At 62.4% G+C, this 15,755-nt stretch carries 12 protein-coding genes and 2 tRNA genes; all 14 read right to left on the bottom strand.

From position 1 onward, the window contains the following. Positions 1 to 35: 35 nt before the first annotated feature. Positions 36 to 533 carry a pantetheine-phosphate adenylyltransferase gene (gene coaD, locus DW211_RS04110; protein ID WP_118259389.1) on the bottom strand — a complete coding sequence of 166 codons (498 nt, stop codon included), beginning with the start codon at positions 531 to 533 and terminating at the stop codon, positions 36 to 38. Beyond that, positions 526 to 1,155, bottom strand: coding sequence for a 16S rRNA (guanine(966)-N(2))-methyltransferase RsmD (gene rsmD / locus DW211_RS04105; RefSeq protein WP_118259387.1), 630 nt, complete (start codon positions 1,153 to 1,155; stop codon positions 526 to 528). The genes coaD and rsmD overlap by 8 nt, the downstream gene beginning before the upstream one ends. Further along, the gene (gene recG / locus DW211_RS04100; protein WP_118259385.1) at positions 1,152 to 3,329 is read right to left on the bottom strand and encodes an ATP-dependent DNA helicase RecG; all 2,178 of its coding nucleotides are present in this window, start codon (positions 3,327 to 3,329) and stop codon (positions 1,152 to 1,154) included. Before recG ends, rsmD begins: the two co-directional genes overlap by 4 nt. A gap of 10 nt (positions 3,330 to 3,339) precedes the next feature. After that, positions 3,340 to 5,001 carry a DAK2 domain-containing protein gene (locus tag DW211_RS04095; RefSeq protein ID WP_117765715.1) on the bottom strand — a complete coding sequence of 554 codons (1,662 nt, stop codon included), beginning with the start codon at positions 4,999 to 5,001 and terminating at the stop codon, positions 3,340 to 3,342. Positions 5,002 to 5,028: 27 nt separating this feature from the next. Then, a complete protein-coding gene (locus tag DW211_RS04090) occupies positions 5,029 to 5,385 on the bottom strand; it encodes an Asp23/Gls24 family envelope stress response protein (protein WP_022093773.1) in 357 nt (118 codons plus the stop codon). 194 nt (positions 5,386 to 5,579) lie between these two features. Further along, a tRNA-Asn gene (locus tag DW211_RS04085) sits at positions 5,580 to 5,654 on the bottom strand. Positions 5,655 to 5,688: 34 nt separating this feature from the next. After that, a tRNA-Asn gene (locus DW211_RS04080) sits at positions 5,689 to 5,763 on the bottom strand. A 298-nt stretch (positions 5,764 to 6,061) separates the two neighbouring features. Then, complete coding sequence (gene rpoD / locus DW211_RS04075; RefSeq protein ID WP_055286388.1) at positions 6,062 to 7,411, bottom strand: RNA polymerase sigma factor RpoD; 1,350 nt, start codon at positions 7,409 to 7,411, stop codon at positions 6,062 to 6,064. Positions 7,412 to 7,521: 110 nt separating this feature from the next. Further along, on the bottom strand, positions 7,522 to 9,630 hold the full coding sequence (gene dnaG / locus DW211_RS04070; protein WP_118259383.1) for a DNA primase: 2,109 nt from the start codon (positions 9,628 to 9,630) through the stop codon (positions 7,522 to 7,524). Further along, positions 9,623 to 10,630, bottom strand: coding sequence for a riboflavin biosynthesis protein RibF (gene ribF / locus DW211_RS04065; RefSeq protein ID WP_233540939.1), 1,008 nt, complete (start codon positions 10,628 to 10,630; stop codon positions 9,623 to 9,625). Before ribF ends, dnaG begins: the two co-directional genes overlap by 8 nt. Next, positions 10,627 to 11,559 carry a tRNA pseudouridine(55) synthase TruB gene (gene truB / locus DW211_RS04060; RefSeq protein ID WP_118259381.1) on the bottom strand — a complete coding sequence of 311 codons (933 nt, stop codon included), beginning with the start codon at positions 11,557 to 11,559 and terminating at the stop codon, positions 10,627 to 10,629. Before truB ends, ribF begins: the two co-directional genes overlap by 4 nt. Before the next feature lie 15 nt (positions 11,560 to 11,574). Beyond that, entirely contained in the window at positions 11,575 to 12,618 is a 1,044-nt protein-coding gene (locus tag DW211_RS04055; protein ID WP_099431635.1) for a bifunctional oligoribonuclease/PAP phosphatase NrnA, read from the bottom strand. Then, positions 12,611 to 13,021 carry a 30S ribosome-binding factor RbfA gene (gene rbfA, locus DW211_RS04050; protein ID WP_006234038.1) on the bottom strand — a complete coding sequence of 137 codons (411 nt, stop codon included), beginning with the start codon at positions 13,019 to 13,021 and terminating at the stop codon, positions 12,611 to 12,613. The genes DW211_RS04055 and rbfA overlap by 8 nt, the downstream gene beginning before the upstream one ends. 11 nt (positions 13,022 to 13,032) lie before the next feature. Then, positions 13,033 to 15,747: a translation initiation factor IF-2 gene (gene infB, locus DW211_RS04045; RefSeq protein WP_118259379.1), complete on the bottom strand. Its 2,715-nt coding sequence runs from the start codon at positions 15,745 to 15,747 to the stop codon at positions 13,033 to 13,035. Positions 15,748 to 15,755 lie beyond the last annotated feature (8 nt).

The raw sequence follows: 15,755 nt of genomic DNA, 5'->3' as shown, positions 1-15,755 counted from the left end.
CTAGTTTACCACATGCCACCAGGCAATAAAAAACGTCACGAAAAGCGGTGTCTGAGCGCTTCGACCACGTTGGGCGGGACAAACGTCGATACATCGCTGCCGAGTGAGGCGATCTGGCGAACGACCGAGCTCGAGATATAGCCGTACTGCGGCGCACTCATGACAAAGATGGACTCCAGCTCGCTATCCAGGCGATAGTTGAGGTCGGCCTGCTGCAGCTCATATTCAAAGTCGGTCATGGCGCGCAGACCCTTGACCACGGCTCCTGCTCCCTGTTCGCGGGCAAAATCGACCAAGAGACCGGTGAAAGGCAGTACCTCGACGCCGTCCAAATCGCCGAGGGCCTCACGGGCCAGCGCCACGCGCTCGTCGAGCATAAAGGTGGTGCCCACGCCGTTTTTTCCCTGCGACTCGGCAACGGCGACGATCACGCTGGGAAAGATGCGGCGGGCTCGGCGGATCACGTCGATATGGCCAAAGGTGATGGGATCGAAGGTGCCCGGGACGATTACGCGGTTAATGGTGTCATTCATGGGCGTCCTCCGTGGGTGCGTCGCTATCGATACCATCATCCTCGCCGTTGCCGACCCAACGAAGCAGGTCGACCGAGGTAATGCCGTAGCGCTTCTCGCGCACGATCTCAAAGCCTGCCGGATGCGCGCCCGCATCGGCGGCGGCATGCTCAAACAGGGCATAAGCGCCAGGTGCAAGCAGACCCTGCTGAGCCAGGTTCTGCAGCAGTTCCTCGACCGGCTCGGCACCAAAAGCATAGGGCGGGTCGAGCAGGACCAGATCAAAGGGGCCGCCCGGCACACGACCGCGCGAGGCGCTCGCCAGCATGTCGCCCGTTACCACGCGCCAACGCGCACGGTCACGGCAGAGCGACTCGATATTCTTGGTAATGAGCCGCGCGGCATTCCGATCGATCTCGAACGTCGTGAGTGAGCGGGCACCACGTGAGAGCATCTCTAACCCTAAGGCACCGGAGCCGCCAAAGGCGTCCAGCATGCGGACCTCGTCCAGATCGAAGTCAAATGCCGACATGACCATAGATGCGCATGCCTCGCGCACGCGATCGGTCGTGGGGCGGGTGACATCGCGACCACGGGGCTCCTCGATCTTACGACCGCGCCATTCGCCGCCGATGATTCTCATCCTCCGCTGACCTCCTTAAAAATGTGTCGATATCGCATGGCGACCGCATCGCGCAGGGGGCGCGTCGCCACGGAGTCAAGGGTGCAAGCATACCGCAAGAGCTCGACCGCGTCCAAATGGGCCCACTCGATCAGCTCCTCGTCGGCATCCAGGTCGACAAAGCGCAGGGTCACACCGCCATGCTGGCGGTACCCCAGAATTTCGCCCTCGTGGCGCAGACGCAGGTCCATCTGGGCGAGCGTAAAGCCGTCCGAGGTCTTTTCGAGCGACTGGAGACGGTCTTGCGCCGCCGAAGCGCCGCCGTTGCCCTTGGAGTGCGTCATGACCAGGCAGGTGCCCGACACGCTGCCGCGGCCCACGCGGCCGCGCAGCTGGTGCAGGGCCGCCAAGCCAAAGCGCTCACCGTTCTCGATGACCATGACGGTGGCGTTGGGCACGTCGACGCCCACCTCGACCACCGTAGTCGAGACGAGCACGTCGATCTCGCCGCGCTTGAAGGCATCGATAACCTGGTCCTTCTCCCCCGCTGGCATGCGGCCGTGAAGGCGCTCGATGGCAAGACCCGGCAACGCCAGACGCAGGCGATCGAGCTCGGTCGCCGTATCGTGCAGCGGCACGGGGACCGTCACGCGGCCCTCGCCGTCGCGGGCGATACCGGGCACGTCCTCCAGCTCATCGGCCGAGTCGCTCGGCTCCACGAGCGGGCAAATCACGTAGGCCTGCTGACCCTTTTCATGCGCCTCGCGGATGGCGCCATAGGCAAGGTCGCGGCTCGACTCGGTAAGGACGCATGTCGTCACGCCAGCGCCAGGGACGGGCCGATGGCGGATGATGCTCGTGTCCAGATCGCCGTAGACCGAAAGTGCCAGCGTACGTGGGATGGGCGTTGCCGTCATAACGAGCAGATCGGCACCAGGGCCCTTCGCACGCAGGGCGTTGCGTTGACCGACGCCAAACCGGTGCTGCTCATCGATGACCACGAGCGACAGATGCTTGAACGCAACGTTATCCGAAAGCACCGCGTGGGTGCCAAAGAGGACATCGAGCTCTCCCGATTCCAGCTGGGCATGGATGCGCTCGCGCTCTGCGGCCGGCGTGGCACCCGTCAGAAGCGCCCAAGACATGCCGGCCTGCGAGAGCAGAGGGCCGGTCTTATCGGCATATTGACGCGCCAGCACGCCCGTGGGCGCCATAACGCAGGCCTGCGTGCCGCTATCGGCAGCCACAGCCAGCGCGCAGGCGGCAACAGCGGTCTTGCCGGTACCGACATCGCCCAGCAGCAGGCGGTTCATCACGCGCCCGCCATCGCACATATCGCGCAGGATATCTTGGAACGCGGCGTCCTGCTCGTCGCTCAGCGAAAACGGCAGAGCCTGCTTAAGCGCGGCCAGGTGCTCGCCCGCGGCATGCGCATAAGGCACCACGTCGACCATACCGCCATCGTTGCGCAGACGCAGTGCGAGCTGCAAGCAGAGACACTCCTCGTAGGCAAGCCGTGCGCGCGCGATATCGCGCTCGGCCATGCTCGAGGGAAAGTGGATCGAGCGCAGCGCACGGGCATTGCTCATGAGCTTCCGCTTTGCGCGCAGCGGCGCGGGAATGGGATCGAACGGATTAGCAGCCACTTCGAGCGCACCGCTCACGATACGGCGCATCCATGCCTGACTCACGCCGTCACTTACGTAGTGAACCGGCAAAATGGTGCCGGCGGCGCGCCCGTCCTCGAGCTTTTCAAAGTGCGGCGAGGCCATCTGCTTAAAACCGTAGGCAAACTCAACCTTGCCCATCACGGCCAGGCGGTCGCCCTGCTTAAGCTGCTGGGCAATCCAAGGCTGACGGAAAAAGGCGACCTGCAGCACGCCCGTCTCATCAACGAGTGAGACCTCGGTCACCTGCATGCGCGGACGCGGCTTCTTTTGAACGATACGGTCGACCGTGGCGATGATGGTGCACACGGTACCAATGGGCGCCATCTCGATGGACCAGGAGCGCGTAAAGTCGAGGTATCGATGAGGGATATGGAGAAGGAGGTCCCCCACCGTCCGAATACCCAGACGGCGAAGGGCCTCCTCACGTTTACCCGAAACATATTTGAGTCGCGCGATATCCTCGTCGAGCGCATTGCTCTGGGCAAAGCGCTCCGAGACGCGCGGCACGGAGCACAGCTCGGACATGGGCAGTTGCCTACTCGATCGAGAAGATAACGGGATAGAGCGGCTGCTCGCCACGATGGGCGTCAATCTCCAGATCGGGCTGAGCCTCCTCAATGGCGTCGACAATCTCCTGGAAGGCCTCATCGGACAGTTCCTCGCCTGCCAGAATCGTCAGCGCGTCACCCTCCTCTTCCTCCTGCATACGGTTGATGCAGTCGAGCGTGACCTGCTTCACGTCGGAGCCGACCACATCGATGGAGCCGGCGATGATGCCCATGACGTCACCGGAGTGAATCGGCGAGCCGTCGGAGGCACTGGAATCGCGCACGGCACGGGTGACCTCGCCATCACGAACCTCACTGATGGCGTCGACCATAGCGGCGACGGCATCCTCGAGCTCGGAATCGGGCAGGACCGCGAACAGCGCGGAGAAGGCCTGCGGAACGGTCTTGGTGGGAACGACGGCGACCTTCTTGTCGGTGCAGGCAGAGGCAGCGGCCTCGGCGGCCATGCGGATGTTGCCGTTGTTGGGCAGAATGATGACCGAGGTCGCGTTGACCTGGTCGACGGCGCCCAGCAGGTCTGCAGTCGAGGGATTCATGGTCTGGCCACCGGACACGATCACGTCAACGCCGAGGGACTTGAGGATGTCTGCCTCGCCGGAACCGGCGGCAACGGCGACAAAGCCCAGGGCCTTCGCGGGCTCGGCGGCCTTCTCCTGGTCCTCGTGGATCTTGGCGGTACGGTCGTGGGCCTCCATCTCCATGTTGTGGATAAAGACCTCGTAGATCTGGCCAAGCTGCAGCATGTGCTCGAGCACCAGGTTCGGGGTGTTGGAGTGCACGTGGATCTTGTAGTCGGGATATGCGCCCACGAGCAGCTCACAGTCGCCCATGGAACCCAGGAACTTAAGGCACTCGTCCTCGTCAAACGGGGCGTCGGCCTTAAACAGGAACTCATTGCAGTAACGGAATTCCGAGCCCTCCCAGTCGTCGTTAGCCTCGATCTCAACGCGGCCAAGAGCGGCATCACGGGCAGAGCCGGCGGAATCAAACGTGGCGGAGAAATCCTCGACAACGGTGCTGCGGCCAAGCGCGGCGGCAACAAAGTTCTCCAGGAAGATGGCAAAGCCAAAGGCGCCGGAGTCGACCACGCCGTTCTCCTTCAGAACGGGCAGAAGGTCGGGCGTGCGAGCGACAGACTGATATGCCTCGACGACGATAGCGTCGAGCGCGTCCTCGGCCGAGAACTTCTTCTTCTCGCACTCGTCGGCCTTGGTCGAGACATCGCGCAGCACCGTGAGGATCGTGCCCTCGATGGGCTTACGGACGGCCTGGAAGGCGACCTTGACGGCTCGGCGGAACGCATAGGCAATGTTGGCGGACGTAATGGGCTCGTCGGCAGAGACAAGGCCCTCGGCCACACCGCGCAGGATCTGCGAGGTGATGACACCGGAGTTGCCGCGGGCGCCCATCAGGGAGCCGTGGGTGATGGCGCCGGCGATGGCCTCCATGTCAGCGTCGGCGGGAAGAGCGGAGAGCTCCTTGGTCACCGAGGCGAGCGTGAGCGACATGTTGGTACCGGTGTCGCCGTCGGGTACGGGGAAGACATTGAGCTTGTTGATCTCCTCGGCCTTGTCGGAAACAGCAGCCGCAGCGATCGGAAAACAGGTGCGAATGGTCTTTGCAATCATGGGTATTTGAATCTCCGTTTTCGGATGCTAGTTCAGACGGCTCTTGAGCGCGTCGATGTGAATGCCGATCTTAAGGCTGGCGGGATCGATCTGGGCGATCTCCTGCAGGGTGAAGGCAACGGAGCTCGAAAGATTGTGGCAGACGGACTTCATGTTGACGCCGTTCTCGAGCACGACGTGAAGATCGACCGTAAGGCCGTTCTCGTCGGCGGAGACAAGCACGCCCTTGCGGAGGCGCTGACCGGCAAGCAGGCGCACGCTCTCGGCGCCCTGGAGCTGCTCAGCCATACCGACGACGCCATAGCACGTCATCGCGGCATAACCGGCAATATCGGCAATAACGTCGTTCGAGACGCTCAGGCTGCCGTTGATGGTCTCAGACACAAGAATCTCCTTATCTGGTGCTCACGGCACCATGTCGTGGGAGCAATCATTGCAATATTCTACAACGACCGCGCCATGTTGAGGTGGTGGGTCGTGGGATTACATCCTCGACACGAAATGTTGATATGGCAACGTTCGAGTCAAGTGGTCGCGGCATGAAAAAACCCGCCGCATAAGCGACGGGTTTTACAACCTGGCTCCCCGGGTAGGACTCGAACCTACAACAGCGCGGTTAACAGCCGCGTGCTCTACCATTGAGCTACCGAGGAATTAAAAAGCCCAGCGGAATGGGCCGAGAAATTCTGGCTCCCCGGGTAGGACTCGAACCTACAACAGCGCGGTTAACAGCCGCGTGCTCTACCATTGAGCTACCGAGGAATAGGTGCGTGCTCTCAAGCAACGAAATTTATTATACGGACGATTGGGCGAAGGGCAAGAACTTTTTTAAGAAATTTTCTCGCCTTGATCCCTTGGGGACGGGCTAACTGCCGGCACCGGCAACGGAAACGCCGATGTTTTGACAATGCCAGCGAGCGGGCACCAGAGCGAACAAATTGGCATGAAAAGAGGACGGCATAGACCTTCTGGCCATGCCGTCCTCTTTGAATGACAAGTTGTCGCTCTGGTGTCCGCGCAGCGTCGGCCAGTTACGGCGTTTTGTAAAACGCCGTAACTACTAAGACTCGATGTAGTCCTTGAGCTTACTCGAACGGCTCGGGTGACGGAGCTTGGCCAGGGTCTTGGACTCGATCTGGCGGATGCGCTCGCGCGTGACGCCAAACTCGCGGCCGACTTCCTCGAGCGTGCGGGGATGCCCGTCGACAAGGCCAAAGCGTAGCTCGATAACCTTGCGCTCGCGATCGGCAAGCGAGTCGAGCACCTGGGTGAGCTGCTCCTGAAGCATGGAGAAGCTGGCGGCATCGGGCGGAACGATGGCCTGGGAGTCCTCGATGAAGTCGCCCAGCTGGGAATCCTCTTCCTCGCCGATGGGGGTCTCGAGCGACACGGGCTCCTGCGAGATCTTCTGGATCTCGCGGACACGGTCGGCGCTCATGTCCATCTCGGCACCGATCTCCTCGGGGGTCGGGTCGCGGCCCAGGTCCTGAAGGAGCTGGCGCTGCACGCGGACGAGCTTGTTGATAGTCTCGACCATATGCACGGGAATACGGATGGTACGGGCCTGGTCGGCGATAGCGCGCGTGATGGCCTGACGGATCCACCACGTGGCATACGTGGAGAACTTGAAGCCCTTCTGGTAGTCGAACTTCTCGACGGCGCGGATCAGACCGAGGTTGCCCTCCTGGATCAGGTCCAGGAACAGCATACCGCGGCCGACGTAGCGCTTGGCGATGGAGACTACCAGACGCAGGTTGGCGCTGATGAGTGCCTGCTTGGCTTCGAGGCCCACGTTCTCAATGCGCGTAAGACGACGCATCTCGGCACGCGTGAGCTCGAGCTCACCGGCATCGGCAGCCTCGAGCTTCTCGGTGGCCTCGAGACCGGCCTCGATCTTCATGGCCAGATCGACCTCTTCGGAGGCGGTTAGCAGGTCGACCTTGCCGATCTCCTTGAGGTACATACGAACCGGATCGCCGGTCAGCATCACCGTGGAGGCATCGATGCCACGCACGCGCGAGCGTGAACGGGACGTGCGCACGGTGCGCTTCTTCTTGCTCTTGGAAGAACCCATCTCGGCGTCGGCCTGACGGGCCATCTTGAGCTCATGATCGTCGAGCGAGCCGGAATCGTGCTCGTCGTCGTCATCGAAATCGTCGGTATCGGTATCGTTATCGTCATCGTCGACGTCCATGGGGGCGTCGTCGTTACCGCTCGCGGAGATAATCTGGATGCCGCTGTTGCGCAGCGCGGAATACACCGCGGTGAGCTGCTCGTCAGAAACATCGATATCCTTCAGGGCGACCTGAATCTCGTCCTCGGTTACCGAAGTCCTGTTTGAGCCGTTGCCCATGAGCTTTGCAACGTAGGATTCCAGCCCAGTACCCGTGCTCTCAGTCTTTTTTGGCACAGATTCTCCCTTCATAGTCCACAGGACTCAATACTTTAGCACACACATAGACGTCTATACCCAAAAAGAGGACTGGATATAGGCGAGAATACGCTGGTTGACCACAACATCTAGGCCTGTTCGGTGCCTGCGGCCTCCAGACCAATCAAACGGAACGGGTCCGCCACGCCGCCGATCGACTTTTGCAGTTCACGTTGACGCTGCGAATCCTGCGCGGCCTGCACGGTCAGCGCGCGACGGGCCTCATCGTCGAGCGAACGGTCCTGGCGCAGCTTGGCCTGTGCGGCACGCATGCGCCGCTTGATGGTGTAGAGCTCGAGCGTATCGAGCATAAAAACGATATTCGTCTCGGTGGGGTGCTTGCTCGTCGCCGAGATGCGCCCGGCACTCACAAGCGTTGCCGCCTCGGGACACACCGAGCGCGCCGCATCCATGCAGGCTGCCGGATCGGTTCCCGGCGGCGTTGCCAGCACGGCCCATGCGATAGACTCGTGACGTGGGTCAACCCACTCGATGGAGCAGATGCGGTCGGCATACGTGCGGAACAGGTCGGGGTAGCTCGTAAGCATCGTCAACAGCTCGCGCTCCCCTGCCAAGGACTTGCGCTCAAGATCAGTAAGAACCATCGGCGCCGCCGCAGCCGGAGCGCCCGAACCATCAGTCACAGGCACAGCACCCATACCATCAGGCACATCGATCGGCGGCAGGTCGTCGACGACCTCCACGGGCGCGGCACCGTAGGCATCGAGCGGGACGTAGTCATACGGCTCTTCTTCGACCGGCGCGGACACCGGCGGCGTCGCGCCCGATGCCCAAGCACCGCGAGATGCCCCCTGCGAACCAGACGTCCGACCGCCCGCGCTACCAGAGCGCTCGGCTTGCGCCCGCTGGCGTTCATAGTTCTGCTCACGACGTCGCTCGGCATCCTCGCGCTTGGCGACATCGCGAAACACGCGACCCGAACTCGCGCGAACCGTCTCCAGATCCAAACCCAGCAGATCGGCAATCTGAATAAAGTATGTGTCGATCATATAGCTATCGCGCAGCGGATAGATAAGCGTCAGCGCATCTTCCAGCGCCTTGGCACGACCGCCCGGCGTGGTGATGTCACTCGACTCCTGCAGCGAACGGTAGACAAAGTCCATGAGCGGCTCGGCAGCGTCGATGCGCGCCTGAAGCTCCTGTCCACCATGCGCTGTGATGAACTCCATGGGGTCGTTGCCGTCGGGCAGCACCACGCAGCGCAGGTCCATCGAATCCTGCTCGATAAATTGAATCGCGCGACGGGCGGCCTTCTGGCCCGCGGCATCGCCATCGAACATATACACGATACGCTTGGCAAAGCGGGTGAGCGTCTTGACGTGATGCTCCGTGAGCGCGGTGCCCAGCGTGGCGACAACGTTTTTGATCCCCGCCTCCCAGCAGGCGATGCAATCGGTATAGCCCTCCACCACGATGGCCGTATCCTGCGCGACGATAAACTCCTTGGCCCAGTTAAAGCCATAGAGGTTTCGCTTTTTATGAAACACGCTCGTCTCGGCGGTATTGAGGTACTTGGGTTGGCCGTCACCCATGATGCGACCACCAAAGGCAATGTTGTGACCCTGCTCGTCAAAAATGGGGAACATCACGCGGTCGTAGAAGCGGTCGGCAAGCTGCCCGCGCCCGCGGCTCACGGCAACGTTGGCATCGATCATCTCCTGCGGGGTAAAACCCGCCTGGGACAGGTGCGACACCAGCGCGTTGCGGCCAGGCGCAAAGCCCAGGCAGTAGCGGCGGCAGACGTCGCCACCCATGCCGCGGCTGGCAAAGTACTCGCGCGGACGGCCGTCCTTACCGCGCATAAGCATGGTGTGATAGAACTGCGCGGTCTCGGCGCACAGATCGTAGATGCGGGCACGCTTGGTACCGCGCTCGCGGCGGTCTCCGGTGTCGTGCAGCTCAATACCCGCGCGATCGGCCAAATAACGGATTGACTCGGGAAAGCTCAGGTTCTCGCGCTTCATGATATAGGTGAAGACGTCGCCACCCTCGCCGCAGCCAAAGCAATGCCACACCTGCGTGGCGGGAATAATGTGGAAGGACGGAGTCTTTTCGCCATGAAAAGGGCAGCAACCCCAAAACTCATGACCGCGGGACTTGAGCTCAACCGTTTCCTGCACGATGGCGACTAAGTCGGACGCAGCGCGTACCTGGTCTTTTTCCTCATCGCTAATCACGGACGCTCACCCCCTGCTCGCCCAAGTTGTGACGAATATCTTCGATATTACCCTCAACGGTCGCGATCAACTCATCCAGCGAATCGAACACGCGCGACGGACGCAGCCAGCGCGTAAACGCCAGCGAAACGGAAGCGCCGTACAGGTCGCCCGTATAACCAATTAAATTAGCCTCGAGATGCGCAGAAGCCGCATCGTCGGCATACGTCGGCGGCAGTCCGACGTTAACGGCAGCGGGCCACACGATGTCGTTGACCAGCACCAGGCCCTCATACACGCCATCGGCAGGCACCTGAATGCCGTCGGGAACCTGTAGGTTTGCCGTGGGAAAGCCCATGCCAGAACCCTCGTGACGGCCGCGAATAACACCGCCGCGCACCATATACGGGCGGCCGAGTAACTCAGCAGCAAGCCCCACATGGCCCTGTCCCAGCTCATGACGAATGCGGGTGGCGCAAATGGCCTCACCGCCCTCGCAAAGCAAGTCGTGCCCGTATACGTCAACGCCGCGCTCTGCACCCCAGGCGCGCATCTCGGCAACGCCTGAAGCGCCGCCGCGACCCAGCCTAAAGTCGCTGCCAACGCGAATCGAACGAATGTCGACCACGCGTGACAACAGTGCGAGAAAACCGACATGGTCGAGTGCCGCAACCTCAGGCGTAAAGGGAACGGCCACTACCGCATCGACCCCGGTCTGAGCCAAGGCATGTAGACGGTCGGCCGTCGTCATCAATTTTTGAGCGGGCGAAGGGCTCACCACGACGTCCGGGTCGGGATCGAAAGTAACTACGACCGCCTTACAGCCATGGGCACGGGCATCACGGACAAACGCCGCAATGAGCTCCTGGTGTCCACGGTGCACGCCATCGAACACGCCAATGGCGATCGAGGCAGCACCCAGGTGCTCACACTTATCAAACGCATCGGCAGTAACGATGCGAGCCTCTTCCGACTCGCCCGCGAAAAAAATACGCGCGAGCTCGCGAGCGGCCAGCATCATCGAACACCGCCGATAGCCTGCGGAAACACGTGTTCCATGACAAAGCGGCCACTTTCAATGCGGGCGAGCGCCTTGAGTCCCCCATCGAGCACCAGCGCAAACGGCGCCTTCGAGGCATCGAAATCGGCAAGCGCACGCTCAACGGAAATGCGTCGGCCGCAGAGCAGGTCATCGGCAAGATTGCCAGGCAAGTCAACACGCGTGGCGCCCAGGGCCGCAATGGGATCCAGGGCAAAGCCAGCCGCGGACTCGGGGGATAGTTCCTCGACCGCATGACAAGCGCCAATGGAAACAACACCGGAGGCCGTGCGGCGCAACGCAGAAATGTGCGCGGCGCTCTCACAGGCGCGGCCCAAGTCGCGAGCGAGCGCACGGATATAGGTGCCCTTGCTCACTGAGAACGCCACGGTCCACACACACGTATCACCTTCGCCTCCCACGGCGATCAGGTCGGCGGCATAGACCTCGACGGGGCGCGGAGGTAGGTCCACCGCATTGCCCTCGCGAGCAGACTTGTAGGCGCGAACGCCATTGACCGAGATAGCCGAAAACGCCGGCGGCACCTGCATCTGCGGACCCAGCATAGCGGCCAAGCGCTCACGGGCATAGGCAGGATCGCGGAGCTCGTTGGCAACAGCCACCGTGCGGACCGCCTCGCCCTCCGCATCATCGGTATTGGTCTCGGCGCCAAACGAAATGTCGGCGACATAGCTTTTGGTATCGAGGGTTAGCATGCCCAGCAAACGAGTAGCCTGGCCAACACCCACCACCATGACACCCGATGCCATGGGGTCGAGCGTGCCGGCATGGCCGACGCGCCGCTCATGGAGGGCGCGCCGGCATTTCGAAACCACATCGTGGGACGTGCAGCCCACCGGCTTATCGACGGCGAGCAGCATATTCAGTTGAGAAGGCGTACGACGAGCCATGTACCATCCAAAAAGTTAAAGCTCGACGGTCACCGAAGCGGGATCCTCCCCCACCAGCTCGGCCAGCATGGGAAGTGCCACGGTAAGCGTCTCGAGAATCGTTCCGTTGTTGGAGAAACCGGCGGCAGCGGGATGTCCGCCTCCGCCAAAGGCAGCAGCGATCTCGGACACGTTGAGGTCGCCCTTGGAGCGCAGGTTGCCGCGCACCTTGGTATCGCCCTCAATGCCCTTCAGGAACAGACAGACCTCGACGCCCATCACCGAGCGCACCACGTCAACCAGACCGTCGCACTCATCCGAGGTGACACCGCACGCCTCAAGGTCACTCTGGTACGCGTAGCTATACGCGACGCGCCCGTGGGCCACCGTCTTAATGCGGCCCATAACGATGGACTTGAGATGCAAAAACTCAACGCGCATGCTCTGGTAGACCTCGAGTGCCACACGCGCCGGATCGGCACCGTGGGCAACCAGACGCGAGGCTGCATGGAACGCGGCGGCGTCGGCGTTTTGGTACTGAAAACGGCCGGTATCGGTAACCAAGCCACACAGCAGGCAGGTTGCAACGCCATCACGTGCGACAATGCCGCAATTGTCCAAGAAGCGGTCGATGATCATGGCGCAGGCTGCAGCTTCGACGCGCCTCAGGCTGAGCTCGGCAAACTCCTCGCGCGCCGGATGGTGATCGAAGCACACCACATGCTTGGAGCGACGAAGCACCTCGGCGGAATTATTGAGACGCTCGACGACCGGTACGTCCACCGAGATGAACAGGTCCGGATTGCCGGTATACGCAGATGCCGGGACCAGGCGATCGGAGCCTTCCATAAAGCGGTAGATGCGCGGAACCGGGTCATCATCTGCCAGCAGCAGGGCAATGTCCTTGTTGGGGAAAAACTTCATAAGCGAGAGGCCCAGACCCAGCACGGAGCCCAGGGCATCGCCATCGGGAGAAGTATGTCCCGAAATCGCAATGGAGGACGCACCCTCGATGAGCTCGAGGATGCGTCGCTGAATATCTGCAGACTCGCACGAGGCGAGGTCGGCGGAATTAGTCATCTAAAGCTGCCTCCTGGGCGGCATCCGCTATCGGATAGCCGTCCTCGTCCTTTTCGATCGCAAGCGTGGCGGGAACGTTTTCCAGCGCACGCGTGATGCGCTCGGCCTCATCGGTCGAGCGATCGATGCGAAAATCGAGCTCGGGCGTGACACGCCAATCGAGCGAGCGAGCCAACAGGCTGCGAATACGGCCCTTGGCGCTTGCGAGCGCCTCCATGACCTCATCGTAGCGGCTCGCATCGCACGACACGTACACGCGCGCGAACGAACGGTCCACCGCGACCTCGACCGCGGTCAAAGTAACCAGGTCGAGACGCGGATCGGAAACCTCAAAGAGCAGGATATAACCGAGCTTCTCGCGAAGCTGCTCGCCCAGACGGCGGGTTGCCTGCGTTTGCTTCATAGCGCTACCCCCTACTCGGTACGGGCAACCTGGTCGATACGGTAACCCTCGATCTGGTCGCCGGGCTTGATGTCCTGGAAGTTCTCCAGGCCAATGCCGCCCTCGGAACCGCTCTTGAGGCTCTTGGCCTCATCCTTGTAGTGGCGCATCGAGGCGATCTTGCCGTTGAAGACCACGATGCCGTCGCGCACCAGACGCACGGAATCGGTCGCGGCGATCTCGCCCTCTTCGACGCGGACACCGGCGGCGATACCGACTTTGGGCACCTTGAAGGTATCCAGGACGGTCGCGGTACCCGTGGAGACCTCGACCTCGGTGGGCTTGAGCATGCCGATACGGGCAGCATCGAGCTCCTCGAGGCACTTGTAGATGACGTCATAGCAACGGATCTCGACGCCCTCGCGCTCGGCAGCGGAGCGGGCCTTACCGTCGGGACGGACTCCAAAGCCGATGATGATGGCGTTGGAGGCGTCGGCCAAGACGACGTCGGTCTCGTTGATGGCACCAACGGCGGAATGGATCGTGTTGATGCGAACCTCGGACTGATCCATCTTGTCGAGCGAATCCTGAAGGGCCTCGATGGAACCCTGGACGTCGGCCTTGATGATCAGGTTGAGCTCCTTGACCTCGGCGTCGGCAATGGTCTCGAAGAGGTTCTCGAGCGTGATGTGCTTGACGCGGCTCTGCTCCTCGATACGGGCCTTGAGCGAACGCTCGTCGGCAAGGGCACGAGCCTCGCGCTCGTCCTCGAACACGCGGAACTCGTCACCGGCGTTGGGCACGGACTGCAGGCCCAGGATCTCGACAGCGTCGGAGGGACCGGCCTCGGTGACGGCGCGGCCCTTGGGGTCGAGCATGGCGCGGACGCGGCCGTAGGTGAGGCCGGCGACCAGCGTATCGCCCACGTGCAGGGTACCGCGGGTCACGAGCACGGTAGCGACCGAGCCGCGGCCCTTGTCGAGCTTGGCCTCGAGGACGTTGCCGGAGGCAAAGGTGTCCGGGTTGGCCTTGAGCTCGAGCACATCTGCCTGGAGCAGCACGGTCTCCAGAAGGTCGTCGATACCGATCTTCTGCTTGGCCGAGATGTTGACGAACATGTTCTGTCCGCCCCACTCCTCGGGGATGACGCCGTACTCGGTGAGCTCCTGGCGCACACGGTCGGGGTTGGCGCCCGGCTTATCGATCTTGTTGACGGCGACGACGATGGGTACGCCGGCGGCCTTGGCGTGGTTGATCGACTCGACCGTCTGAGGCATGACACCGTCGTCGGCAGCCACGATCAGAATGACGATGTCGGTCACCTTGGCACCACGGGCACGCATGGCCGTAAAGGTAGCGTGACCCGGGGTATCGATGAAGGTGATCTTGCGGTCGTTGATCATAACCTGCGAAGCGCCGATGGCCTGCGTAATGCCGCCCGCCTCGCCGGCAGCGACACCGGTGTGACGGATGGCGTCGAGGAGGCTCGTCTTGCCGTGGTCGACGTGGCCCATGACGGTGACGACCGGGGCACGCGGCTTAAGGTCGGCGGGATCGTCGTAGAACGAGAAGGTGTTCTCCTCCTCGGGGGTGATGATCTTGATCTGACGGCCCAGGTCGTCGGCAACGAGCTCGACGAGGTCGTCGGACATGGACTGCGTCATGGTGAGCGGCGTACCCAGCAGGAACAGGCGCTTGATGATGTCGTTGGCCGGAACGTCGAGCGCCTCGGCAAGCTCCTGGACGGTAACGCCCTGGGAGACCTTGATGGCGTCGAGCTCCTCGGGGTTCACGCCCTGGGCCAATGCCTCCTCAATCTTGCGCTCCTCCTGAGCCTTGGCAGCCTCGCGCTCGCGCTTCTCCTTGCGCTTCTTGCGGCGACCGGTGGACTCGCGAGAGGCCTCCTCGACGGCAGCACGAGCCTCCTCGAGCACCTTCTCGCGGCTGTACTCCTCGGCCTCGCGAGCCATGCGGCTGTAGTGGTCCTCTTCGTTGTTGTGACCGCCCTTGCGCTTCTTGCCCTTGCCCTGCTTATCGGGGTTGGGGAAGTCCATGCCGGCAGCGACGTTGTTGCTGGCGTTGGTGCGATGGCTGTGCGGACGGCTCTCGGAGGCGTTGCGCTCGGAGTTGCTGTCGGAGGCGTTACGATCGTTGCGACGGCCACCGCGGCGGTCGTTGTTGCCGCCACGACGGTTACCGCGCTCGGCGGCGCGCTCGGCCTTGGCCTTGTCCTCGGCGTCCTTCTTCTCCTTGAGCACGGTCTCCTGTGCGGCGATCTGGTCGAGCAGCGAACGGAAGCGCGAACCGGAGTCGGAAGCGGGAACGGCGCGGCGCTGGGCCTCGCGGGCAGCCTCCTCCTTCTCGCGAGCAAGGCGCTCCTGCTCGGACTTCTTCTTGGCCTCGGCCTCGGCGCGGGCAGCCTCCTCGGCAGCCTGGGCTGCGGCAAACTGGCGGCGCTCCTCCTCGCGTGCCTTCTCGGCGGCGATGCGCTCGCGCTCGGCCTCGGCGGCGCGGGCGGCCTCCTCGGCGGCAGCTGCCTGCTCCTCGGCCTGCTTGGCGGCCTCGACTTCCTGAGCGCGGGCCTCGATCACCGAGGCAAGCTGCTTGCGGACCATGGCGACATAGGCGTCCTCCAAGGTGGAGGAAGCGGACTTAGCGGGAATCTTCATATCGGCGAGATGACCCATCAGTTCCTTGGAGGTCATGCCGAACTCTTTGGCCAGGGTGGACACACGGACTTTTGCCATATGACTTC

Source organism: Collinsella sp. AM18-10 (assembly GCF_003471585.1).
Lineage (GTDB): Bacteria > Actinomycetota > Coriobacteriia > Coriobacteriales > Coriobacteriaceae > Collinsella.
The sequence above is the reverse complement of the archived record's forward strand: the minus strand, read 5'-3'. Positions and strand labels throughout refer to the sequence as shown.